The organism is Microbacterium sp. NPDC056736 (assembly GCF_042790415.1).
Classification (GTDB): domain Bacteria; phylum Actinomycetota; class Actinomycetes; order Actinomycetales; family Microbacteriaceae; genus Microbacterium.
In genome coordinates this window covers 29,748-53,712 of sequence record NZ_JBHTZE010000005.1, presented here as the reverse complement: position 1 = coordinate 53,712, position 23,965 = coordinate 29,748, and the positions used below count along the sequence as shown (strand labels likewise).

The 23,965-nt window shown below is 71.7% G+C and carries 15 protein-coding genes; 9 read left to right on the top strand and 6 right to left on the bottom strand.

The genetic code is table 11. The features are described 5' to 3' along the window. Window positions 1-22 precede the first annotated feature (22 nt). A complete protein-coding gene (locus ACFRAL_RS11460; RefSeq protein WP_378882920.1) occupies window positions 23-3,178 on the top strand; it encodes a glycoside hydrolase family 2 TIM barrel-domain containing protein in 3,156 nt (1,051 codons plus the stop codon). 60 nt (window positions 3,179-3,238) lie between these two features. On the opposite strand, the gene ACFRAL_RS11455 is transcribed toward ACFRAL_RS11460, so the two are convergent. From ACFRAL_RS11455 to ACFRAL_RS11440, 4 genes are all read right to left on the bottom strand, one after another. Further along, window positions 3,239-5,539: a transglycosylase domain-containing protein gene (locus ACFRAL_RS11455; RefSeq protein WP_378882918.1), complete on the bottom strand. Its 2,301-nt coding sequence runs from the start codon at window positions 5,537-5,539 to the stop codon at window positions 3,239-3,241. A gap of 161 nt (window positions 5,540-5,700) precedes the next feature. Then, on the bottom strand, window positions 5,701-6,963 hold the full coding sequence (locus ACFRAL_RS11450) for a four-carbon acid sugar kinase family protein (RefSeq protein ID WP_378882915.1): 1,263 nt from the start codon (window positions 6,961-6,963) through the stop codon (window positions 5,701-5,703). Continuing rightward, window positions 6,956-8,227: a RuBisCO large subunit C-terminal-like domain-containing protein gene (locus ACFRAL_RS11445; protein WP_378882912.1), complete on the bottom strand. Its 1,272-nt coding sequence runs from the start codon at window positions 8,225-8,227 to the stop codon at window positions 6,956-6,958. The genes ACFRAL_RS11450 and ACFRAL_RS11445 overlap by 8 nt, the downstream gene beginning before the upstream one ends. 5 nt (window positions 8,228-8,232) lie before the next feature. Beyond that, window positions 8,233-10,224 carry a glycoside hydrolase family 127 protein gene (locus tag ACFRAL_RS11440; RefSeq protein WP_378882910.1) on the bottom strand — a complete coding sequence of 664 codons (1,992 nt, stop codon included), beginning with the start codon at window positions 10,222-10,224 and terminating at the stop codon, window positions 8,233-8,235. A 244-nt stretch (window positions 10,225-10,468) separates the two neighbouring features. Here ACFRAL_RS11440 and ACFRAL_RS11435 point away from each other — a divergent pair, with 244 nt between their 5' ends. The 4 genes from ACFRAL_RS11435 (at window position 10,469) to ACFRAL_RS11420 (ending at window position 14,355) form a co-directional block, all read left to right on the top strand. Then, window positions 10,469-11,812: an ABC transporter substrate-binding protein gene (locus ACFRAL_RS11435; RefSeq protein ID WP_378882907.1), complete on the top strand. Its 1,344-nt coding sequence runs from the start codon at window positions 10,469-10,471 to the stop codon at window positions 11,810-11,812. A 65-nt stretch (window positions 11,813-11,877) separates the two neighbouring features. Continuing rightward, window positions 11,878-12,759, top strand: coding sequence for a sugar ABC transporter permease (locus tag ACFRAL_RS11430; RefSeq protein WP_336394483.1), 882 nt, complete (start codon window positions 11,878-11,880; stop codon window positions 12,757-12,759). Window position 12,760: 1 nt separating this feature from the next. After that, entirely contained in the window at window positions 12,761-13,675 is a 915-nt protein-coding gene (locus ACFRAL_RS11425; protein WP_336394484.1) for a carbohydrate ABC transporter permease, read from the top strand. 20 nt (window positions 13,676-13,695) lie between these two features. Beyond that, a complete protein-coding gene (locus ACFRAL_RS11420; RefSeq protein ID WP_336394485.1) occupies window positions 13,696-14,355 on the top strand; it encodes an aspartate/glutamate racemase family protein in 660 nt (219 codons plus the stop codon). A 179-nt stretch (window positions 14,356-14,534) separates the two neighbouring features. On the opposite strand, the gene ACFRAL_RS11415 is transcribed toward ACFRAL_RS11420, so the two are convergent. After that, window positions 14,535-15,515, bottom strand: coding sequence for a sugar-binding transcriptional regulator (locus ACFRAL_RS11415; protein WP_336394486.1), 981 nt, complete (start codon window positions 15,513-15,515; stop codon window positions 14,535-14,537). 120 nt (window positions 15,516-15,635) lie between these two features. Then, window positions 15,636-18,230 (bottom strand): family 78 glycoside hydrolase catalytic domain, encoded by a 2,595-nt coding sequence (locus ACFRAL_RS11410; RefSeq protein ID WP_336394487.1) that lies wholly within the window; start codon window positions 18,228-18,230, stop codon window positions 15,636-15,638. Between the two features lie 117 nt (window positions 18,231-18,347). Here ACFRAL_RS11410 and ACFRAL_RS11405 point away from each other — a divergent pair, with 117 nt between their 5' ends. Genes ACFRAL_RS11405 through ACFRAL_RS11390 form a run of 4 tightly spaced genes read left to right on the top strand, consistent with a single transcriptional unit; the run spans window position 18,348 to window position 23,964 of the window. Next, the gene (locus ACFRAL_RS11405) at window positions 18,348-19,178 is read left to right on the top strand and encodes an NAD(P)-dependent oxidoreductase (RefSeq protein WP_336394488.1); all 831 of its coding nucleotides are present in this window, start codon (window positions 18,348-18,350) and stop codon (window positions 19,176-19,178) included. Window position 19,179: 1 nt separating this feature from the next. Beyond that, the gene (locus ACFRAL_RS11400; protein WP_378882901.1) at window positions 19,180-20,208 is read left to right on the top strand and encodes a LacI family DNA-binding transcriptional regulator; all 1,029 of its coding nucleotides are present in this window, start codon (window positions 19,180-19,182) and stop codon (window positions 20,206-20,208) included. Window positions 20,209-20,247: 39 nt separating this feature from the next. After that, window positions 20,248-21,765: a DUF4038 domain-containing protein gene (locus ACFRAL_RS11395; protein WP_378882898.1), complete on the top strand. Its 1,518-nt coding sequence runs from the start codon at window positions 20,248-20,250 to the stop codon at window positions 21,763-21,765. 3 nt (window positions 21,766-21,768) lie between these two features. Next, a complete protein-coding gene (locus ACFRAL_RS11390) occupies window positions 21,769-23,964 on the top strand; it encodes a beta-galactosidase (RefSeq protein WP_378882896.1) in 2,196 nt (731 codons plus the stop codon). Window position 23,965: the final 1 nt, after the last annotated feature.

Below are 23,965 nucleotides of genomic sequence, written 5' to 3'. Positions count from 1 at the left end.
AAGAATGGATATGCAAGCTCCGATGCACATGCAGAATAGCGGATCTTCGACGGCCGTCTCCGGCGGTCACGACGCGGCGACGGGTGCCGACGTCGGGGAGCGGTACTGGGAGAGTACGGCACCCGGGTCGGGCAGGCGCCGGCCCCGCGCCGATGCCCTGACCGACGCGCGCGTGCTCCGCCTGAACGGGACGTGGCGCTTCCGGCTCTCGCCCACGGCCGAGGGCACCGGCGACGCCTTCCTCGACACGGACTTCGACGACTCGGCCTGGGACGGCATGCGGGTTCCCGCCCACTGGGTGCTCGAGGAGTTCACGCCGCTCGCGGGCGGACCCGCCCGTCGCATGCTCGGCACCGAGGAGGGACCGCTCTACACGAACACGGCCTATCCCATCCCGCTCGATCCGCCGCTCATGCCGGCCGAGAACCCGACGGGCGACTACCGCGTGACGTTCGACGTGCCCGAGGACTTCGGCCGCGCGGTGCTGCGGTTCCAGGGCGTGGATTCGTGCGCGAAGGTGTGGCTCAACGGCCGGGAGCTGGGGTGGTCGACCGGCAGCCGTCTGCCGTTCGAGTTCGAGGCGCCGGTGCGCGCGGGACGCAACGTGCTGTGCGTGCGGGTCCATCGGTGGTCGGCGGGCACGTACCTGGAAGACCAGGACATGTGGTGGCTGCCCGGCATCTTCCGCGACGTCGAGCTCCTCTCTCGTCCCGATGACGCGATCGACGACCACTTCGTGCACGCCGACTACGACGCGTCGACAGGCCTCGGCACGCTGCGGGTGGATGCCACGACCGCGGCGGTGGTCGAGATCCCCGAGCTCGGCATCCGCATGCCGGCCGGTGAGACCGCGACCGTCGCCGTCGAGCCGTGGAGCGCGGACCGCCCCCGGCTGTATCGCGGCACGCTTCGCTCGGCCGGCGAGACGGTCGGGCTCGCCATCGGTTTCCGGCGCGTCGAGATCGTCGACGGCGTCCTCACCGCCAACGGGCGTCCGGTGACCTTCCGCGGCGTGAACCGGCACGAGCATCACCCCGTCACCGGCCGGGCGCTGGACCGCGATGCGATGGTCCAGGACATCGTCATGATGAAGCGGGCGAACATCGACGCGGTCCGCACCAGCCACTACCCGCCGCACCCGGAGTTCCTCCGGCTGTGCGACGAATACGGGCTGTGGGTCGTCGTCGAGGTCGACCTCGAGACGCACGGCTTCATCTACGAGGGGTGGGCCCGCAACCCGCCCGCGCTCCCCGAGTGGCGTGAGGCGCTCATGGACCGCCTCCGGCGGACCGTCGAGCGCGACAAGAACCGTCCCAGCGTGGTGGTGTGGTCGCTGGCGAACGAGAGCATGACCGGCGCCGCCTTCGCCGACATGCGGCGCTGGCTCGACGAGCGGGATCCGTCGCGTCCGGTGCTGTACGAGCGGGACCCGAGCTACCGCGACTCGGACTTCTACTCGCTGATGTACCCGTCGCTGGAGCTTCTCGAGCAGATCGGGCGGCGCGAGGAGCCGCGAGGCGGACGGCTCAGCATGCACGGGATGGTGCTGGGGGAGCAAGGTGCGGCGTCCCCGCTCCCCGACGGCGTCACGGAGGCGGACGAGGCGCGGCGCCGGAGGCTGCCGTTCCTCCTCGTCGAGTACGCGCACGCGATGGGGAACGGACCCGGCTCGCTGCAGGACTACTGGCGGATCATCCGTGCGCACGACCGCCTGTGCGGCGCGTTCGTGTGGGAGTGGATCGACCACGGGTTCCACGCGACGACCGGTGACGGCATCCCGTTCGTGATGCACGGGGACGACGTGGACTACGAGCCGCGAGGCGGCCGCTTCAGCCTGCACGGGCTGGTGTTCAGCGACCGCACGCCCACGCCGGGCCTCGTCGAGCTGGCCAAGGCCCACGAACCCGTCGAGATCCGGGTGGGGGAGCGCTCGGTGAGCCTCCTCAACCGGCGTCACGCGGTCGACACCTCGGACCTCGTCTTCCGCTGGAGCGTCGAGAACGACGGCGTCGTCGCCGCGACGGGGGAGCTGCCCGTCCCGTTCGTGGCGGCCGGCGAGGCCGTCGAGATCGCGATTCCGGATGCCTCAGACCGCGCGCTCCGACCGCCGGAGCGGAGCGCGGCGGCGGGCGGGGCATCCGTCGCCGACGTCGTCCTGACGGTCGAGGCCGCGCTCGCCGCAGACGAGCTGTGGGCGCCGGCGGGCCACGTCGTCGCGTGGGGTCAGCGGGTGCTCGACGCGGAGGAGCCCCACGCCGGCCCGGCGTCGACCGATCACGCCGATTCGGCGTCGACCGCTGCCGCCGCCGACCGTCCCCGGCGTGGTCCCTCCCGCGCGACCGCGGGGCTGGTCGAGGTCGGGGCCGGCGTCTTCGACGCGACGACGGGGCGGCTGACGCGGCTCGGCGACCTCGACATCGACGGCCCGGTCCTCGACCTGCATCGCGCGCCGACCGAGAACGACCATGGCCAGGGCGAGCTCAACAACCTGGCCGCGGTGTGGCGCAAGACGCAGCTGCACCGGCTGCTGCACCGCGTGGACGAGGTCGTCGCCGCCGACGGCCGACTGCAGGTGCGGGGGCGCACGGCGCCGCGCACGCACCCGCACGGCGTCGAATGGACGATGACGTGGGCAGCGGAGGGCGACGCCCTGGTGCTCACGGCCGACGTCGACTTCGTCGGTCCGTGGGCGGACACCCCCTACATGCACCGCGACATCCCGGTGCCGCGGCTGGGGCTCCTGTTCGCTCTGCCCCCCGAGGCGCAGCGCGCGACGTGGTTCGGGAGGGGGCCGGGTGAGACCTACGCGGATTCGTTCGAGGGCTCGCGCGTCGGCCGTCACTCCCGCAGCATCGACGACCTGCAGGTGCCGTACCCCGTGCCGCAGGAGAACGGCAACCACGTGCAGACCCGCTGGCTCGAGATCGGCGGGGACGGGATGCCGTCGCTCGTGGTGACCGGACGGCCGCAGTTCGACTTCACCGCCCGCCGCTGGGACTCGCACGCACTGCAGCGCGCGGACAAGCCGCACCAGCTCGTGGACTCGGGACGGGTGTGGCTCAACATCGATCACGCGCAGCAGGGCCTCGGCTCGGCATCCGTGGGTCCCGCGCTGCCGGCGCGGTATCGCGTCCCGCGCGAGCGCACGTCCTGGAGCGTGCGGCTCCACGCGCGGTGAGCCGCCGGCTCCCAGGCGCCGCCGGCGTCCTCGGCCGGATCGGCGCGTGACCGTCCGCGGTCAGTCGTCCCCGCCCCCGCCCCGCGCCGGCGGCCGTCCGATCAGGTGCCCGGGCGGCGGGGCGAAGCCGGCACCCGGATACAGCTGATTCGCGGTGGCCTGGATGTCGCGCGCGAGGGGCAGGCGGGCCTGCGACAGCGGGCGTCCGTCGTGCCACACCCGGAACACGTCGCCCTCCCCGATCGCGTTGCCGACCCATACCGCGGTCGTGACGCGGGTGCTGGACTCGACGAGCCACGTCTGGATCTGCTCGTGCGTGCCCGTCTTGCCCAGCAGTGGCGTGCCGTCGTTGGGGTTTCCGCCCGAACCGGTCCCGCCGGGCACCATCACGCCCTGCAGCGCGAACGCCGTCGCCGCCGCCACCTCCGGGCTGATGGCCTGCGAGCAGCGGTCGCCGGGCACGGGCAGCTCGGTGCCCTCGGCGTTGACCACCCGTTCGATGACCCGCGGGACGCAGTAGACGCCGTTGTTGGCCACCGTGGCGAAGGCGCCCGCCAGTGCGACCGGCGCGATGTTGTTGGTCCCGATGATCGACGCGGCGCCGTCGAGATCCACCGGGTCGCCGGTGCCGCGGGTGACGCCCATCCGTGCGGCGACCTGCTCGATGTCGCAGAGGTCGAGCTTCTCGGCCATGCCGAGGAAGCCGCTGTTCAGCGACTGCGCCGTGAACTGCATCGGGGTCCCGGTGTAGCCGCGCACGCCGCCGAAGTTGCGCACGACGTGGTTCTCGCGGTTGATCCAGGTGCCTTCGCAGCGGTCCCGGAGGCGCGGGATCGCGCGCAGCGTGCCGTTGACGGGCTCGAACAGCGAGTGGCCCTGCTCGAGCCAGTCGACGAGGGTGAAGAGCTTGAACGTCGACCCGGTCGGGAAGCCGTCCGAGACGCCGTGCACCGCGTCACCGGCGTACACGAGGGATGTGTAGACCGGATCGGTCGCGGCCAGGTCCGCGTCCTCGGTGAACCGGTTGTTCTGGCTGATAGCGAGGATCCGGCCGGAGGGCGCGTCGATGCTGACCGACGCGGCGCCGAACGCCATGCCCGGCACCGCCTCCGGCGCGTACCGGCGCATCGCGTCCTGAGACGCGTTCTGCAGCTGCCAGTCCAGCGTCGTGTAGATGTGGAGCCCTTCGCGGGTGAGCGACTGCTGGCGCTGCAGCGCCGTCTCGCCGAACGCCTCCGCATAGTCGGGGTCGAAGCGCAGCGTGTTGACGACGTACTGGCAGAAGAAGGGCGCCGACGTCGCCGCGCACCCGGTGAGTGCGGGCTGGACCGCGGGCGCGATCGGCTCGATCGCGGCGGCGACGTACTGCTCGTCGGTGATGCGGCCGTCCTCGCGCATCCGGTCGAGCACGTAGAGCTGCCGCCCCTTGGTCGCGCTGTAGGCGTCACCGGCCGCGAGGTGCTGCTCCGGCGTGATCGTCCCCGCCGCCAGCAGCGAGTCCAAGCCCGCGAGCGTGCCGGGGGTGACGTCGGCGATCGCGCCGTCGGCGGCCTTGTTGTAGGTGGTGCCGTCGGACCCGATGATCGAGCCCCCCGGCCGGTCGATGCGGAACGTGTTCGGGTTCTGCACGATGCCGGCGAGGGTCGCCGCCTGACCGAGCGGGAGCCGCGCCGCCGTGGTGCTGAAGTAGTAGCGGGCCGCGGCCTCGATGCCGTACGTCGTGCCGCCGAAGTTCGCGATGTTGAGGTAGCCGAGCAGGATGTCGTTCTTGGAGTACTCCTGCTCGAGCTGGACGGCGTAGCGGATCTCCTGGAGCTTGCGCTCGTAGCCCTCGACTCCGCTGGCCCGCGTGGCGTCGAGCCAGCACGTCCGCAGCACCTCGTCGCGGGTCTGCCGGTCGGTGGCGACCGCGTCGCGCTCGCACCGCTGCACGAGGACGTTCTTGACGTACTGCTGGCTGATCGATGATCCGCCCTGGATGCTGCCGCCCTGGGCGTTCCTGATCAGCGCGCGGGTGGTGCCGATCAGATCGATGCCGCCGTGCTCGTAGAACCTGGGATCCTCCGACGCCAGGATCGCGTCGTACATGACGGGTGCGACCTCGTCGAAGCGGACCGGAACGCGGTTCTGGTCGTAGAACGAGGTCAGCTCCACGTCCTTCCCGCTCTGTGGATCGCGGGCGTAGATCGTGGTCGGCAGCATGAGCCGGTCGATGGCGAGGTAGCTCGGCATGCCGTCGAAGAGCGACACCGCCCGGCTGGCCGCGTGCCCCGAGAGCGCGAGCACCGGCGTGATCGGAGCGACCGCCAGCAGGCCCGCGATCACGCTGAGGGCGACGAGCCCGACCAGACCGCCGAGCACCCCCGCGACCGTGCGTCGGTAGGGCCCTAGGGGCGCTAGCGGAGAAACCTCTTGTGACGGCTTCACGACAGCTTCCAATCGCGGTGGGAGAAAGCATGACAGACCGTCCGGCATTCCGATACGGCTACCGTGCGCGACCCCTCCGGCTCGGGTCCGGCGTGCTAGCGGCGGCCGAGCGCCGCCACGTCGATGAAGAGCGAGTCCGACCCGACCTGGCCGCCCTTGAGCAGCAGCTCGAGCCCGTCGATCGCGGGCTCCCCGGCGTGGGCGCGCAGCAGCACGACGTTCCCCCAGGGGTTCGCGGCGATCGACAGGGACTCGACGCCGAGCAGGCGTGTCACGCGGCTCGACGTGTCGCCGCCGCACACGATCACGCGACGGGACGCGCCGTCGTGCGCGACGGCCGAGATGACGGATGCCGCGGCCTCCGCGATCGCCGGCAGCAGCGGCGCTCCCCCCGCGGCGTCCGTGTCGGCGTCGTCGGAGGTCAGCACGACGCCACGGCCCGAGCCGAGTGCCCGGAGGATCTCGGGCAGCGCTGCGGCGACGCCCGCAGCGTCGAGGGGGAGAGGCCGCACGAGCCACCCCGCGGCGGCTGCGGCATCCGCCTGCCGGCGCGTCTGGGCCGAGCGGCTGCCCGACACGACGAGGACCGGCCCCGAGGCCGTCGACGACGCTTCAAGCTCCGGCGCATCGCCGGGGGCGGCCGCCGCGACGCCGTGCGAGAGCCCGCCCGAGCCGATCGCGAACACCGGCGCGGGCAGCGTGCCGAGCGCCTCGCCGATCGTGACGAGGTGCTCGTCGGTGAGGGCGTCGAGGACGACGGCCGCGGCGGGCGTCCCCCGCAGGAGCGCATCCAGATCGCCGTACGCGACCAGCGGGATCGAGCCGACCGGAAGGTCCGTCTGCCGCCCGATGTGCGCGGCGAGGTCGGCCTCCGTCATCGGCGTCGAGGGGTGCTGCGACATCGTGGGCTGCCGGTCGAGCCGATAGACGACGCCGCGCTCCGCCGCGAAGTGCTGGCCGAACAGGGTGTAGCGCCCGAAGTCGGGCTGGGCGAACAGCATCGGCACCGGGCGCTCGCCGAATGCCTCTCGGGCGAGCTCGATCACCCGGCCGAGGCTGCCGATGTGCGGCGCCGAGTCCGCGGTCGAGCACGCCTTGTACTGCACGACGTCCGGCTCGAGCTCGGCGAACGCCGCGAACACGGGCCGGAGCTCGTCGTCCATCTCCGCCGGCGCAAGGGAGCGCGAGATGCCGGCCACGCCGATCACGTCGACCTCGCCGGCCGCCGCGCGCAGGGTCGCGGCATCCGGCAGCCGCGTGAACAGGCGACCGGTCCAGCCGCGCCGCGCGAACTGCAGCAGCGCGTCGACGCTGCCGGTGAAGTCGTCGCCGTAGAAGGCGACGCGGGCTCTAGGCACGGACGGGCCCGAAGAGCTCCGCGGCGCGGCGCAGCGCGGGGGAGCTCTCGTACGCGTCGTCGGCGCTCTCGCCGCGTGCGGCCGACGCCCAGGCATCGCGCATGCTCGCGACGCCGGCGGCCGCGCCGTCGGGATGACCGTGGATGCCGCCGCCGGCGAGCACGAGGAGGTCGGTGGTGCCCACCGCGGCGTACGTCGCGTGCGCGAGTCCGCCCCATTGCCCCGACGACAGCACGGGCACCGTCGGGGTGAGCCCCAGGAGAGGCTCACGCACGGCGGCGATCGAGTCGAGCACCTGGTCGTCCGTCTCGTAGAACTTGTTGCTGATGCCGTTGGTGTGCAGGTGGTCGGCGCCGGCCAGGCGCGCGAGCTTCTGCCATGCACGGAACCCTATCCCGACCTGCTCCGAGCGTCCGAAGGCGCCGAACATGGCCCGGTGCCCGTGGATCGGCACGCCGCTGTGGCGGCGCAGGAACTCCAGTCCCGGAAGGCCGATGAGGTTGATGCACGCCATCACGCACGTGCCCCCGGCGGCAACGACGAGGTCGTGATTCGCCTCGAGGCGGCCGATGTCATCGGTGATGTTGAACGCGTACATGGGCTTGCGGCCGTGGCGGTCGGCGTAGCGCTCCAGCACGGGCATGACCGCGGCGACGCGGTCGGCCAGCGGAGCGCTCGGGCCGTTGCCCTGCAGCTCGTCGTCCTTGATGAAGTCGATGCCCGACTCGGCGAGCTCCGCCACGACCTCGGCGAGCTCCGCCGGGGCCAGACCGATGCTGGGCTTCACGATCGTGCCGATCATCGCGCCCTCGGGGCGGCCGACGAGCCGCCGGGTGCCCTCGACGCCGAATGCCGGGCCGGGGTAGCGCTCCGCGAAGGCCTGCGGCAGCTCGAGGTCGACCAGGCGGATCGCCGCCAGCTCCTTGATCTCGAACAGGTTGCCCGCGACGGCCGCGAGGAGGTTCGGCAGCGACGGCCCGAAGTTGTCGAGCGGGAACCGCAGCCGCAGCCGCGCCCGCCGGCGCAGCGCCGGATCGCCGACCGCGCCGGGAAGGGGGGAGGCGCCGGTGAGCGGCAGCTCCTCGATGCCGACGACCTGGGCGGCGAACCGGGCGCGCAGGTCGTCGGACTCGCGCTCCACGCGCACGAAGGTGCCCGTGGACTGCTCGCCCGCGAGCACTTCGGCCGCGTGCTGGAGCGGGAGGGAGGTCTCGATGACGTACGTCGCGACGACGGACGCCCCGACGGGGTGCTGGAAGTTCATGCGCGTCACCAGACCAGCGGGAGCCAGACCGACATCTCGCCGGCGCCGCGGTTGCCCCACGCGTAGTACGGGATGAGTCGCACCGTCGCCTGCTGCAGGGCGGTGTCGGCGAGGTCGTCGTACAGGGCGTCGTCGTCGGAGCCCGGAAGGATGACGGCCTCGGTCTCGAGCGCGACGACGCGCCGACCCGTGATCTCGGTCTCGACCGGCTCGAACGTCGCCCCGCGGCGCAGGGCCACCTGCTCGAGGACGACGCCCTCGGGGAGGTCGGCGGACTCGACGCAGTACACGACGGGTCCGCGCCGCACCGCCACCTGGTTCGTGGCCTCCTCCGCCAGCCGGTGGGCGCGCAGCACCCGCACCGGCATCGGCAGGGTCAGCTCGACGACGTCGCCCTTCTGCCAGACGCGCTCGACGGGCGTGTAGGTGCCGGGGTCCGACACGGTGACCTGTTCGCCGTTCACGCTGAGGGTCGCGCCCGATGACCAGCCGGGGATGCGCAGGTGGAGCGGGATGCCGCCGGCCGCGGCATCCGTCACCGTGAACGTCAGCCGCTCCGACCAGGGGTAGTCGCTGTCCTCCCGCAGCGCCAGGCGGCGCCCGTCGCCGGTCGTGACATCGACGACACCGCCGCCGTAGAGGTGGACGTACAGACCGTCGTCACCGAGCGACGCGGCGCGCTCGTGGAAGCGGGCGAGGGTGCGCGCGATGTTCGGAGGGCAGCAGAAGCACGACAGGTAGGGCTCGCGCAGGCGCTCGTCCGACGGCGGCGGGGGCGGCGTGGGGTGGATGGCGGTGTCGCCGGGCCGGCGCAGCGGGTAGGGGAGGTCCCGCACCTGGCGCAGCGGGTTCGTGTAGAAGTACTCCGAGCCGGCGAGGCTGATGCTGGAGAGCAGGCTGTTGAAGGCCACCTGCTCGATCACGTCGGCGTACTGCGCGTCGGCCGTGAGCGACAGCATCCGCTCGCCCCAGAGGATCAGCCCGATGTTCGCGCACGACTCGTTGTGCGCCGTCGTGTGCGGAAGCTGGTAGGCGCGGCCGTAGGCCTGGTGCACGCGACTGATCTGGTTCTGCCACGGCGAGCCGTCGGGGGAGGCGCCGTCGTAGAGCGCGCCCGCACCGCCCGTGATGTAGAGCTTCGTGTCGACGACGTCGCGCCACAGTCGCTCGAGCACGGCCTCGAGCTCGTCGTCGCCCGTCTCGGCGACCAGATCCGCCAGGCCCGCGTACAGGTAGTTCGCCCGAACGGCATGCCCGGCGACCACGGTCTGCTCGCGCACCGGGAGGCGGTCCTGGTTGTCGTCGCCGCCCTCGAAGTCGTCGCGCACGCGGATGAACGCCTCGGAGAGCCGCAGGTACTGCTCGTCGCCCGTGGCCCGGTAGAGGTCGACGACCGCCATGTAGTGGGACGGGCAGATCGCACTGCGGGCGAGCTCGAGCGGCTTGTTCGTCGCGAGGTCCTCGAGGAACGAGGCCGCCTTGCGGGCGGCGTCCAGCAGCGTGGTCGACCCGGTCACCTCGTAGTGGCGCACCCCGGCCGTGATGAGGTGGCCGAGGTTGTACGTCTCGAAGTTGAAGCGGTCGGCGAGGGCGATGACGTCCTCGTGGTTGCGGGACGAGATGACCGTGGGGGTGTGGAGGTAGCCGTCCTCGCGCTGCACCGACGCGATGAGCGCGGCGATCTCCTCGATGCGGGCGGCGAGCTCGGGATCGGGGTCCGTCTCAAGGCGCGAGACGGCGGCCTCGAGCCACTTGTAGAAGTCGCCGTCCATGAACGGCGGGCCGGAGTGCTCCCCGGACTCGAGGCCGGCCGCGATGCGGAAGTTCGCGAGGCCGGGGCTGACGGCCGGATCGCTCAGGGAGGACCAGATCTGCGGGATGGTCACGTCGCGCGTGCGATCGTGGACGTCGCCCCAGAAGCCGCTCGCCCACCGTGCGCTCCCGGCGCCGAGGGGTCGCAGCCGGGCGTGGGCCCTGGTCGCGGTCGTGGCGGTCATGGCGGTTCCTTCCGAAATGGCGTCTCAGTCTCGTGCTCGTCGCCGCATCGCGGCAAGCACGGGCCGATGCGGGTCAGACTAGGCGGCGCTGAAAGTTCTCGCAACGCTGCATGGAAATGCAGTCTAGCGGGTGAATCGTCTCAAAGTGAATAGAATTTCAGTACTGACTGTTGACACACATCGAAATCGTCCCTACTGTCGTGTCGTACCTTTCACCCGCATGGCCGTCGTCAAGGAGGACGCTATGAACACACGCAGCAACCGTCGCCGCACCGCGGTGCTCGGCATCGCACTGGCAGCGGTGCTGCCGCTGGCCGCCTGCGCCGGAGGCAGCGGCGACGCCGACTCCGGATCGTCGGAGGGCGGCAGCGGCGCCGGGGGGACCGACCCCGACACCTTCACCGTCATGACCGCCAATGAGAACCCGGTCCTCGAGGAGCAGCTGACCGCCCTCTCGGAGGGCGCGTGCGAGGCCGAGAACGAGGCGCTCCCGCTCGAGCACCAGAAGGTCGCGCAGGCCGACACCGTGCAGAAGGTCACCCTCCTGGCCAGCCAGGGCGCGCTTCCGGCTCACACGATCGCGGGCACCGCGCTCATCCGTCCTGACGGCGACCTCAACGCCGCCGGCCTCGTGGGCGACCTGAAGGCCGCGCTCGAGGGCGCCGACGCGTGGGACAACGTCCTCCCCGCCGCCGCCTCGACCGTCGAGCAGGTGTACGGCGGCATGTTCTCGATGCCGTACCAGTACAACATCGAGGGGATCTTCTACAACAAGGAGATCCTCGCCGACAACGGCATCGAAGAGCCGCAGACGTGGGACGAGCTGGTCGACGCGGCCGACGTCCTGGCCGACGCCGGCGTCGTGCCGATGACCGAGGCGGGTGCGAACGGCTGGCCGCTCACGCGCATCATGGGCATGTACATCTTCCGCAACGTCGGCCCCGAGGCGATGGCCGCCGTGCGCGACGGCGAGGCGAAGCTCACCGAGCCCGAGTACGTCGAGGGTGCGCAGGCACTCGCGGACTTCGCCGCGGCCGGCTACTTCGGCGAGGGCTTCTCGACCCGCGACGGCGACACCTCGTCGAACATGTTCCTCACCGGCCAGGCCGCGATGACGTACGACGGATCGTGGCTGCTGAGCGCCATCAACGACCCGGAGCGCAACCAGATCGGCGGCGAGAACGTCGGCTTCATGCCGTTCCCCGAGGTCGACGGCGGCAACGGCTCGATCGACCAGTACGCCGCGAACGCCGGCGCCCCGATGATCATCAACGCCGAGCAGTTCGGCCCCAAGGTGGTCGACTGGGTGAGCTGCATCGCCGAGAACTACGGCCAGCAGGCGCTGCAGGACGCGGGCGTCATCTCGGGCTTCAAGGTCAACGGCGAGGTCACCGACCTGTCGGCCAACACCGCCGAGATGCAGGAGCGCATCGCGGGCATCGACGAGACCGTACTGTGGTTCGAGGCTCTCATGGACTCGAAGAGCAACTCGCTCGCATCGACGAACGTGACGCTGCTCACGACCGGGCAGATGAGCGCCGAGGACTACATGGCCGAGCTCCAGGCGAGCATCGACGCCAACGGCTGACCTCCCGCACCGGCTCCCCGGGCGGTCGCTCGGGGAGCCGGTTCCACATAGAAAGCAGTTCGCAGATGAACTCGATCTTCGGAGATCGGAAGACGATCTTCATCCTGCTGGCACCGGCCCTGGTGCTGTACACCCTGCTGAAGGTGGTGCCGGTCGGCTGGTCCCTCGGCCTGTCGTTCTTCGAGGGCAACTCGCTGCGCGGCTTCGACTGGGTCGGACTGCAGAACTTCACCACGTTCTTCACCGACCCGGCGGCGCTGCAGTCGATGTGGGTCAGCATCTTCTTCGCGGTGGTCGCCACCGCCCTGCAGGTGGCGCTCGGCTACGCGCTGGCCCTCCTCTACGTCTTCGTCCTGCGCAAGGGCTCCACCCTCGTGCGCACGCTGGTCTTCTTCCCGACCGTCCTGCCCACGGTGGCCGTGGCGCTGCTGTTCCGCAGCTTCGTGGCCGTGGGTGAGAACCAGGGCCCGGTCAACGACATCATCAACTTCTTCGGCGGTGAGAGCGTCGAGGTGCTGGCCTCGACGGTCGGCACCATGACCACCGCCATCGTGATGACGCTGTGGAGCTCGATGGGCTTCTACGCCGTGCTCCTGTACGCAGGGCTCCTCGACATCCCCGAGGAGGTCATCGAGTCGGCACGGCTCGACGGCGCGAACGGCCTCAAGCTGGTCCGCCACATCGTGGTGCCGCTGTCGCTGCCCATCCTGCTCTCCTCGATCATCTTCAGCCTCAACGCCACGCTGAAGGTGTTCGACAGCCTCCTCGCCCTCAACGGCGGCGGCCCGGGCACGTCGACCGCGCCGATGACGCTGTACATGTACCGCACCGCGTTCGAGTACGCCGAGTACGGCTACGGCTCCACCATCGCCGTCATCCTCACCGCACTCTGCCTGGTGTTCACCCTCGCGATCTTCCGATCGTCGCGTCGCAAGGCGGAGGCCTGACATGACCCTGACGCAGCCCGAGACCGCATACACGGTCGCCACCCCCACCGTCCGACGGCCGACGCCGAACCGCGCCCGCCGAGGCGTGCTGCGCGCGCTGCGCCGCCTGCCGGTGTGGATCGTCGTGGCGGTGCTGATGATCGTGGTGCTGTACCCGCAGGTCTGGATGGTGCTGGGCTCGTTCAAGACCCAGTCCGAGTTCCTCTCCAACCCCGCCCTCTCGCTCCCCGAGACGTGGCAGTTCGACAACTACATCACCGCTCTCACCAATGGGAACGTCGCCCGCAACTGGCTCAACAGCGTGCTGGTCACGATCCCTTCGGTGCTGCTGATCGTCTTCATCGGCGTCGCGGCGGGGTACGCCCTCGAGGTGATGATCTGGAAGGGCCGCAACGGCGTCCTGCTCTACATCCTCGCCGGCATCATGGTGCCGGGGCAGATGATCCTCGTCCCGCTGTTCATCACGTACTTCCGCATCGGGATCACCGACACGCTGTGGCCGCTCATCATCACCTACACCGTCATGGGGCTGCCGCTGACGACGTTCCTCATGGCGACGTACTTCCGATCGGTGCCCCGCGAGATCTTCGAGGCGGCGACGGTGGACGGCTCGGGCCCGCTCCGGTCGTTCTTCGTGATCGGCATCCCGATGATGAAGAACGCGATCCTCACGATCGGCCTGGTCCAGTTCTTCAGCGTGTGGAACGACCTGCTCATCGCGCTGACGTTCACGACGCGGCCGGACCTCGCGACGATCCAGGTCGGACTGCTGAGCCTCAGCGACGAGTACGGATCGACGCAGTACGGACCGCTGTTCGCGGCGGTGAGCATCAACATCCTCGTGCTGCTCATCCTGTTCCTCACGCTCAACAAGAAGATCATGGCCGGCATGTCCGGCGGCGCCCTCAAGGGCTGAGATCCTGGAAGGCTGACTGCATGACCTCCGCACCGCGCATCGCGTTCCTGCACACCGGCGCCGTCAACATCGCTCCGTTCGGGGCGCTGGCGGCCGAGTTCCTGCCGGGCGCGACGGTCGTGAACTACCTCGACGACCGCATCGTCGCCGATCTCGGCGACGAGGAGCGCGCGGCATCCGTCCCCGAACGGATCGACGACCTCGTGCGTGCGGCGGCGGCCGGGGGAGCGGATGCCGTCATGTTCACCTGCTCCTCGATCTCCGAGCTCGCCTCACCCGCAGCGGCAGCGGCCGGTGTGCCGGTGCTGCGCGTCGACGAGGCGATGGCGGATGCCGCGGTGCGCGCCGGTCGCCGCATCCGGGTCCTCGCCACCCTGCCCACGACGTGCCGTCCCACCCTGGGACTCCTCCAGGAGCGCGCCCGGCTCGCCGGGATGGAGCCGGAGTTCACCTCGGAGGTGATCGAGGGCGCCTTCGCCGCCGTCGCCGGCGGCGACCGCGCGACCCACGACCGTCTGGTCGCCGCGGCGATCGAGCGCGGCGCGGCCGAGGCCGACGTGATCGTGCTGGCGCAGGCATCCATGGCCTCCGCGGCCGAGGCGGTGTCGGTCGACGTGCCGGTGCTCACGAGCCCGCGCCTCGGCGTCGAGCGCCTCGCGGCCTCCCTCGCCGCCCGCTGAATCCGGGCCGCAGGAGGTCCCGTCGATCCGGAATTCGGAGTTCGTGACGTTTTCCGGAGCGGCGGTGCGCTGCTGATCCGGAAAGCGGCCGAAAGTCCGGTATTCGGATCCGCGGATGCCGTGGCGAGGCGCGGAGGATCGCGGATGCCGCAGCCGGCGCGCCCGCGGAGCGCCGGGGGTCAGGAGCGGTCGGCGAGGGCCTCGGCCGAGCGGAGGTCGGTGACGAGCGTCGTGACCCAGCTGCCGGCGAGGGCGCCGTGGATCGCCTCCAGCTTGCGCTCGCCGCCGGCGATGCCGACGCGGCGGGGGATGCGCATGAGGTTCTCGACGGTGATGGCGATGATGCGGTCGTCGATCGCGCCGCGCACGAGCGAGCCGTCCGCGCGGAAGATGCGGTGGCAGATGTCACCGACCGCGCCCTCGTCGAGCAGCCCCTGTCGCTCCTCGGGCGGGAACGCGTTGCCGCTGGTGGCGAGCACGTCGGACGGCTCGATGCTGCCGATGCCCATGATGGCCATCGTCAGGTCGTTCCAGTGGCGCGCGACCTCCTGCATCGACGGGTCCTGCAGCAGGCTGTCGCGGATCGCCGGATCCCCCACCACGCCGGGGGCCTGCACGTAGACGGGCTCCGCGCCCAGCGTGCGGGCGAGCTCGCCGAGGATGCGGTTGGAGTGGCTCTGGGCCTCGGGCGCGCCGACCCCGCCGAGCAGCTGCACGACCTCCGTCGCGCCGCGCACGGTGAACGGGCGCATGCGGTCGACCATCGCCAGGATCGTCTGGCTCCACGACGAGACGCCGATCCGGTCGGCGCCCGAGAGGGTCGCCTCGAGATAGCCGGCCGCCCCCGCCCCGAGCGAGGCCAGCAGCTCCTTCTCGTCGGCATCGGGGTCGACGTCGACCACGACGGCCTCGGCGAGGCCGTACTTCTCCTCGAGCTGCTCTTCGAGCTCGGCGTGCACGCCCGGCGCCACCGTCACGATGGTGCGCACGATCCCGACGGACTCCGCACGCTTGAGCAGACGCGACACCTTCGCCTGTGAGATATTGAGCGCGGTCGCGATGTCGGCCTGACGCACGCCGCGCTCGTGGTACATGCGGGCCACCTTGGTGAGCAGGCGCACCTGCCCGTCCGGCTGGCGGGTGTACGGCGTGACGGGCACAGTGACTCCGATCGTGGCGAACCGACTGAGGATTCGCTAACGAAAGGATATTCACTCTCCGCCGTCCGCGCCAGTACCACGGGAGACCTACGGCGGCGCCCCTCCCGTCAGGCCCTCTCGTCAGGCGACCACGGGCACCGCGCGCGAGTGGATGCCGGCGCGGAGGGTCTCCTCCGCGACGCCGTCCAGGTCGAGCACCGCCTCGGCACCCACCGGCACCGTGACCTCGACGTGCAGCTGCCCGTCCGCGATGCGCCACGAGATCGCCACCTCGCCGTACGCGGTGAGCTGGCGCGCCGAGGCCGAAGTGAGTCCGCCGCCGGGGCGAGGCGCGAAGCGGATGCGCCGGTAGCCCGGGGCCTCCGGTGCGAGGCCGGCGATGACGCGGTGCATCCAGTCGGCGACTGCGCCCAGCGCGTAGTGGTTGAACGACGTCATCTGGCCCGGGTTGACCGTGCCGTCCGGCAGCAGCGAGTCCCACCGCTCCCAGACCGTGGTTGCACCCTGCTCCACCTGGTACAGCCACGAGGGGCATCGGCGCTCGAGGATCAGGTCGTACGCGGTGGCGACCTGGCCGCCCGAGCTGAGGGCGTCCGACACCAGCGGGGTGCCGACGAACCCGGTGGCGATGCGGTTCCCCGCGTCGTGCACGAGCTGTGCGAGCCGTGCGGCCGCGGCATCCCTCCGCTGCGGATCGGTGATGAGGTCGAACCGCAGCCCGAGCGCGTAGGCCGTCTGCGCGTCGCTGGTCATCGTGCCGTCGTCGTGGACGTACGCCCCGCCGAAGGCGGCGACCACCTCGTCGGCGAGCGCGTCGTAGTGCCCCCGCTCGTCCGCGCGCCCCAGCACCTCGGCCATGCGGGCGACGGTGCGGGCGGACTTGGCGAAGTACGCGGTCGCGACGAGGTATCGGTCGGTGCGGGCGTCGGCGGGGTCGTTCGGCGGCGCGGCCGGGTCGAGCCAGTCGCCCAGCTGGAAGCCCGTGTCCCACAGTCGGGAGGGGCCGGCGAGCCGCTCGAGCAGGTCCACCCAGCGGCGCGCGCTGTCGAACTGCGCCTCGAGCACGCCGACGTCGCCGAAGCGCTCGTAGAGGGTCCACGGCAGCAGCGTCGCCACATCGCCCCAGGCGGCGCCCGGTCGCATCGGGGTCCACTTGTCGACGGCGGGGATCACCGGCACGTACCAGGGCACCGTGCCGTCGGGGAGCTGCTCGATCGCGACGTCGCGGAGCCAGCCCGACAGCATGCCCGAGACGTCGAAGAGCGTCGACGCGGTCGGGCCGAACACCTGGATGTCGCCCGTCCAGCCGATGCGCTCGTCGCGCTGCGGGCAGTCCGTCGGGATGTCGACGAAGTTGCCCCGCATACCCCACACGACGTTCTCGTGCAGGCGGTTGAGCGCCGCATCCGAGGACTCGAACCAGCCGGTGCGCTCGAGGTCGGTGTGGTACACGCGGGCGACGAGGGCGCCGGCCGCCGCATCCGCGTCGAGGTCGCCCGGCCATCCCGTGACCTCGACGTAGCGGAAGCCGTGGAAGGTGAACCGGGGCTCCCACTCCTCGACCTCGTGCCCGGCGAGGGTGTAGCTGTCGGCCGAGCGCGCGGCGCGCAGCGGCCGGGTGTAGATCTCGCCGTCCTGCATGACCTCGGCGGTGCGCAGCGTCACGGCGGTACCCGCCGGCCCTGACACCCGGATGCGCACCCGCCCGACGAGGTTCTGCCCGAAGTCGAGGATGCGCGAGCCGCTCGGCCCGGTCAGCACCTCGACGGGGCGGAGCTCCTGGGTCGCGCGCACCGGGGGAGCGGTGGGCGCGACGAGCGTCGCGGGGTCGCGGTGCCGCTCCTGCACGCCCTCCCACTCCGAGTCGTCGAATCCCGGCGCGGACCACCCGGGCAGCTCCTGGCGGGCGTCGTAGTCCTCGCCGTCGTAGATGCCGCTCTGCAGGATCGGGCTGGGCGCCGACCGCCACGACACGTCGGTGGCGATCACCTCACGGGTGCCGTCGCCGTACGTGAGCTCGAGCTGGCCCAGGAAGGACTGGTCGTATCCGTAGACGTTGCGGAAGCCCCCGCGCCAGCCGAGCCGCCCGCGGTACCAGCCGTCGCCGAGCCACGCACCGATCGCGTTCTCGCCGGGGCGCACCAGCGCGGTCACGTCGTAGGTGTAGTACCGCAGGCGCCGGCCGTACACGGTCCAGCCGGGCGAGAGGGCGTCGTCGCCGACGCGCTCGCCGTTGAGCTCCGCTTCGTAGAGGCCGTGCGCCGTCGCGTACAGCCGCGCCCGCACCAGCCCCTCGCGCGCCTCGAAGCCGCGGCGGACGAGCGAGGGTCGCCGGTCGTCGCTGTTCGGGTTCTCGTTGCGGGTCGCGCCGACCGGCCGGGCGACCCAGTCGGACGGCTCGAGGAGCCCCGCCTCCAGCACGGTGGGCGCGGATGCCTCCGACCACGCGTCGTCCGTTCCGCGCACCGCGATGCGCACCGTGACGCGCTCGCGCGAGCGCAGCGGCTCGCCCGGCCAGGCGACCAGCACCTGGTCGGGGCTCTCGACATCGTGCGAGGTGGTCGCGCCGTGCTGTTCGAGCTCCACGCGGTAGGCGGTCTGCCGCCAGCCCGACGGCGCGCCGGCGATGCGCCACGACAGGCGCGGCATCCGCTCTCCGATGCCGAGCGGCTCGCGGTGGTGTTCGATGCGGGGGGCGTCGACGGTGACGGACATCGGTGTCCTCTCTGGGGAATGTTCGAAACGTTTCATTCCAAACGTGTACAGTGAGTGTCGCACCGATCTCGAAACGTTTCAAGCTGCGTTCCCGGTGCCCGGACGAGGAGGTACGGCATGCGCATCGGTGTGACCGGCAGCGGCGGCAAGCTCGGGCGCGCCACGGTCGAGCGACTGCGTGCCGACGGCCATGACGTCATGGGATTCGACCTCGCCGGAACGCCCGGGCCGGGCTTCACGCGGGTCGACCTCACCGACTTCGGGCAGACGCTCGACGCGTTCCTCTCGGTGACCGCGCGCCACGACGGACTGGACGCCCTCGTGCATCTCGCGGCGATCCCGGTGAACGGCCTGGTTCCGGATGCCGCGACCTTCCACAACAACGTCACGGTGTCGTTCAACGCGCTGTTCGCCGCGCACCGCGCGGGGATCCGCACGATCGTGCTGGCCTCGAGCATCACGGCGATGGGCTTCCCGTTCGACGAGGCCCCGCCGTCGCTCCCGGTCGACGAGACGTACACCAGCGCGAACAACACGTACGGACTCGGCAAGGTGGCCGAGGAGGCGATCGCCGCGCAGCTGGTGCGCTGGGCACCCGGGTCGTCGGTCACCGCGCTGCGCTTCACCAATGTCGTCGCCCCGGACGAGTACGCCACCTTCCAGCGCGCCGCGGAGCCGCACTACCGCCGCGACCTCGTCGGGTCGTGGGTGGACGCGCGCGACGGCGCGCTGGCCGTCTCGCTCGCCCTGGCCGCGGCGCAGCCGGGCTTCGAGGTGTACAACGTGGCCGCCCCGGAATCAGGCAACGCGGCGCCGTCGCGCGAGGTCGCCGCGCGCTGGTTTCCCGGCACGCCGGTGGCCGACGACCTCGGCGAGTTCGAGTCGCTCATGTCGACGCGCAAGATCCGCGAGCGCCTCGGATTCGCCGCCGAGCACGACTGGCGCTGACATGTCGGCGACGGAGGACCGGCCCGGGCATCGGCCCGGCATCCGCCAGGTGGCCGCCCGCGCCGCCGTCGCGGTCGGCACGGTCTCGGCGTACCTCAACCACCCCGACCGCGTGTCGGCGGAACGGGCGCGGCGCATCGCCGAGGCGATCGACGAGCTCGGCTTCGTCCCGTCCAGCGCGGGACGGCAGCTGCGGCTCGGCGTCAGCACCCTCATCGGCTACCTCTCGCCCGACGTCAGCAACCCCCGCTTCAGCGAGATCGCGCAGGAGGTGGAGTACCGCGCCGAGCGGCTCGGCCACACCGTCTTCTTCGCGCACTCCCACGGCGACCGCGAGCGGGAGGACGCGTACCTCGAGGCGTTCGAGCAGCGGCAGGTGCGGGGGCTGCTGGTGTCGTCGTTCGAGCCGATCGAGAACCGGCTCGCCGCCATGCGCGAGCGCGGCACCCCGTCGGTGCTCGTCGGCCGTCGCGCGCGCGACGAGCGGCAGCCCTCGATCTCGATCGACGACGTCTCCGGGGGCCGGCAGGCCGCCGCGCATCTGCTGGCCGGCGGATGCCGCCGCATCGCGTTCGTCGGCGGCCCGCTGCCGGTCCAGCAGGTCGCGGATCGGCTCGACGGCGCGCGCCAGGCGGTGGCGGGGACCTCCGGCGTCATCGACGTCGAAGAGGTGGCGGAGCGATCGATCGCCGCTGGCCGCGCGGTCGGCGCAGAGCTGGCGGCACGCCCCGCGGCCGACCGGCCCGACGGCGTGTTCGCCGCCAACGACCTGCTCGCCCTCGGCGTGCTGCAGGCGCTCATCGCCGGCGGCGTCTCGGTGCCCCGCGACATCGCGGTCGTCGGGTACGACGACAACGAGTTCGCCGAGGCATCCCTCATCCCCCTCACGAGCGTCCGCGCCCAGCACGCCGACTTCGGCGCGACCGCCGTCGATCTGCTCTTCGAGGCGATCGAGCACGGCACGGTCGTCCAGCGCATCTACGAGCCGGAGCTCATCGTGCGCGAGAGCTCGCGCCGGGTCCCGGCCTGAACCGAACCGCCCACGGATACGACATCGAAGGAGAACCCCGTGTCCCACCCGCAGCCGAGTGAGCTGTACCGACCGATCGAGCTGACGTTCGAGGGCGCCGGCGTCATCCCCGCCGACCGCACGCCGCTGACGCTGCGCGCCCAGCACGGGCCGACCGGGCAGGAGCGCGTCGTTGCCGGGTTCTGGGACGGCGGCACGACCTACCGCGCCCGGTTCGCCCCCGACCTCGTCGGCGAGTGGACGTGGTCGACCGATTCCGACGATGCGGCATTGGCCGGGCGCTCGGGGGCCTTCGACATCGTCGCCGGCGGTGATCACGGGCCCGTCCGCGTCTCCCACCGGTTCCACTTCGCGCACGCCGACGGCACGCCGTTCCGCCCGGTCGGCGCGACCGCGTACAACTGGCTGCACCAGGACGAGCCGCTGTTCTCCTCGACCGTCGACGCGATCGCCGAGGCGGGGTTCAACAAGTTCCGGTTCATGGTCTTCCCGCAGGGCGGCGGCTACATCGAGCACATCCCGGCCCTCATGCCGTTCGAGAAGACGGACGGACGCTGGGACGTCACCCGCCCGGTGCCCGAGTTCTTCCAGCGACTCGACCGGGCCGTCGAGGTGCTGGGGGAGCGCGGCATCCAGGCCGACGTCCTCGTCTACAACGCGTACGACCGCGGCCAGTTCGGGCTGAACGAGCTGACGGAGGAGGAGGATGCCGTCTACCTCCGCTACCTCGTCGCGCGACTGGCCGCCCACCCGCACGTCTGGTGGTCGCTGTGCAACGAGTTCGACCAGCTCGAGCGACCCGCCGACCGCTGGGACCGCACCGGCGCGCTGCTGGCCGAGATCGACCCCTACGACCACCTCCGCTCGATCCACAACTGGATCGAGCTGTACGACAACAACCAGCCCTGGGTCACCCACGCGTCGATACAGAACGGGTCGGTCACCACCGACTTCGGCCGCGCCAACCTCTACCGCGACGTCTACGGCAAGCCCGTCGTGCTCGACGAGATCAAGTACGAGGGCGACATCCCCGACCGCTGGGGTCACCTCGACGCCGAGCAGCTCGTGCACCAGTTCTGGATCGCCACCGTCGCGGGAACGTACGCCTCCCACGGCGAGAGCTTCGTCACCGAGTCCGGCAGCCTCCATATGGTCGAGGGCGGCCCGCTCAAGGGCGACTCGCCGCCGCGGCTGGCCTTCCTCCGCGGCATCCTCGAAGAGGTCGACGGCCCCGGCCTGGACCCGATCGACAAGTGGGACGACCCTGCGTACGTGGCCGGCATCCCGCGCCGTCTCTACGTCCAGTACCTCGGCCCGTCGGCGCCGGCGACGTGGGACTTCCGGCTGCCCATCGGCGTGCCGGGCGAGCGACCGGAGGAGGGCGACGTGTTCGAGGTCGACGTGATCGACACCTGGAACATGACGATCACCCCCGTCGGCCGCCGGTTCACGCTCGACGACGTGCAGCGCAACGACGCCTACGCCCGGGCGTCCGCACCGGTCGAGCTGCCCGAGGGCGAGGCGCTGGCCCTGCGCATCACGCGCGTGACGGACTGACGCGTGGTCGCGGCATCCGATCGCCTGAAAGCCTGGCGCGGCGGCCCGCGCCTGGGGACGGCGTACTACAACGAGTACCTGCCCGACCCGTCGCGGCTCGAGACCGACCTTCGGCTGATGACGGATGCCGGGATCACCTGCATCCGCGTCGGAGAGTCGGTGTGGTCGACGTGGGAGCCGCGCGACGGGGAGTTCGACCTCGAGTGGCTGACGCCCGTGCTCGACGCGGCGCACGCGCACGGGATCGACGTCATCCTCGGCACCCCCACCTACGCCGTGCCGCCGTGGCTCGCGCGCGCACACCCCGAGCTCGCGGTGGTGCGCAAGGACGGCGGCTCCGTGCCGTGGGGCGGCCGGCAGGAGGTGGATTACACGTCCCAGCTTTTCCGCGGCTACGCGGAGCGCGTCATCCGCGCCGTGATCGGCAGGCACGGCCGGCACCCGGCGGTCATCGGTGTGCAGCTCGACAACGAGGCGGGCCTCCATCTGATCCACAACGACCAGGTCGTCGGGCGCTTCCGCGACTGGGTCGCCGAGCGCTACGGCGATGTCGGGACGCTCAACCACGCGTGGGGGCTGACGTACTGGTCGCACCGCATCGCGGAGTGGGACGAGCTGTGGGCGCCGTCGGGCAACACCACCCCCGCCTACGACCTCGCCTGGCGGCGCTTCCAGGCCGAGCTCACCGCCGACTTCATCGGCTGGCAGGCCGACCTCGTCCGCCCGCTCGTAGGCGACGACACGTTCCTCACCACCTGCATCGCCTACCAGCGTCCGGCGATGGACGACGTCGCCGTCGGCGCGCGGCTGGACATCGCCAGCGGCAACGCGTACTACCTCGCGCAGGACGCGATGGACCTGGAGCGTGACGGCGCGGGCGGTCAGTGGTACGCCGACGACGTGCCGCAGCTCGTGCTCATGGCCGACCGCATGCGGGCGTCCCGCCAGGGTCCGTTCCTCGTCACCGAGACGGGCGCTGCCTCGATCGGCCCCGCGTGGCTCACCCGCCCGCCGTACGACGGGCAGCTCGCCCAGGCGGCGTGGCTGCTCGTCGCCCGCGGCGCGCGGCTCGTGTCGTACTGGCACTGGCACACGCTGCACTCCGGCGCCGAGGTGCACTGGGGCGGCATCCTCGGCCACGACCTCGAACCAGGGCGGATCCACGCCGAGATCGCCGCGATCGGCCGGCAGTTCGGGGCGGCGGCGCCCTGGCTGGCGGATGCCGAACCCGACGCCGACGTCGGCCTGGTGTACGCGCACGACAGCGAGTGGATGATGACGTTCGAGCCGCCGCTCGCGCACGGCGCCGATGCAGACCGGGGATCGTACGCGCGCATCGTGGGCGCGTTCGGACGCGCGGCGGTCGATGCCGGGCTGCAGGTGGGGTTCGTCAACGACCGGCAGCTGCCCGACCCGGCGGAGCTCGTGCGGCGGTACCCGGTGCTCGTCGTCGCGGGCCTGGTCGCGGCATCCGATCCGACGCTCGAGACGCTCGTCGAGTACGCCCGCCTCGGCGGCCGGCTGGTGATCGGCCCCCGCACCGGGTACGGCGACGACGAAGGCCGCATGCGACCCGTGCGGGCCCCCGCGATCGTCGGGCCGGCGGCCGGGGTCGGCTACCGGGAGTTCGCGGCGCTCGCCGAGCCGATCGAGGTGCAGCGCGACGGCGTGGTGGTCGGCACCGCGCACGGGTGGGTCGACGGGCTCGAGCCCGACGGCGCCGATGTCGTCCTCGCGTACCGGCATCCGCTGTTCGGCCGATGGGCCGCCGTCACGCGCCACGAGGTCGGTGCGGGCGCGATCACGGTCGTCGGCACGCTGCTCGACCGGGCGACGCTGGCGGACGTGATGACGGATGCCGCCGCCCGCGGCTCCGCGGGCGACGCGGCGCCCGGTCGGCCGGAGCTCCCGGGCGATGCGGCGCCCGGTCGGCCGGAGCGCGCGGGCTCCGCGATCCTCACCGCGCGGCCGGCGTCGGTCACCGCGCACTCGCTCACGGGTGCGCAGGGTCGCGTGTGGGTGGTGCACAACTGGTCGCCTCACGCCCGCACGGTGCGGGTCGCGGCGGACGCGGCATCCGTCCTCGACGACGTTCTTCACCCGGCAGGCACCGAGGTCGACCTCGCGCCGTGGGACGTGCGGGTCTGGCGCGAGGCGCCCTCCGTCGCGGCGAGCCCGCCTTCCCCGTCCGCCTCGTGAA

Excerpts from the sequence above, each read along its gene's own strand:
- ACFRAL_RS11435 (WP_378882907.1), top strand. The coding sequence starts at position 10,469 with ATGAACACACGCAGCAACCGTCGCCGCACCGCGGTGCTCGGCATCGCA.
- ACFRAL_RS11425 (WP_336394484.1), top strand. The coding sequence starts at position 12,761 with ATGACCCTGACGCAGCCCGAGACCGCATACACGGTCGCCACCCCCACC.
- ACFRAL_RS11420 (WP_336394485.1), top strand. The coding sequence starts at position 13,696 with ATGACCTCCGCACCGCGCATCGCGTTCCTGCACACCGGCGCCGTCAAC.
- ACFRAL_RS11405 (WP_336394488.1), top strand. The coding sequence starts at position 18,348 with ATGCGCATCGGTGTGACCGGCAGCGGCGGCAAGCTCGGGCGCGCCACG.
- ACFRAL_RS11400 (WP_378882901.1), top strand. The coding sequence starts at position 19,180 with ATGTCGGCGACGGAGGACCGGCCCGGGCATCGGCCCGGCATCCGCCAG.
- ACFRAL_RS11430 (WP_336394483.1), top strand. The coding sequence starts at position 11,878 with ATGAACTCGATCTTCGGAGATCGGAAGACGATCTTCATCCTGCTGGCA.
- ACFRAL_RS11410 (WP_336394487.1), bottom strand. The coding sequence starts at position 18,230 with ATGTCCGTCACCGTCGACGCCCCCCGCATCGAACACCACCGCGAGCCG.
- ACFRAL_RS11445 (WP_378882912.1), bottom strand. The coding sequence starts at position 8,227 with ATGAACTTCCAGCACCCCGTCGGGGCGTCCGTCGTCGCGACGTACGTC.
- ACFRAL_RS11440 (WP_378882910.1), bottom strand. The coding sequence starts at position 10,224 with ATGACCGCCACGACCGCGACCAGGGCCCACGCCCGGCTGCGACCCCTC.
- ACFRAL_RS11460 (WP_378882920.1), top strand. The coding sequence starts at position 23 with ATGCACATGCAGAATAGCGGATCTTCGACGGCCGTCTCCGGCGGTCAC.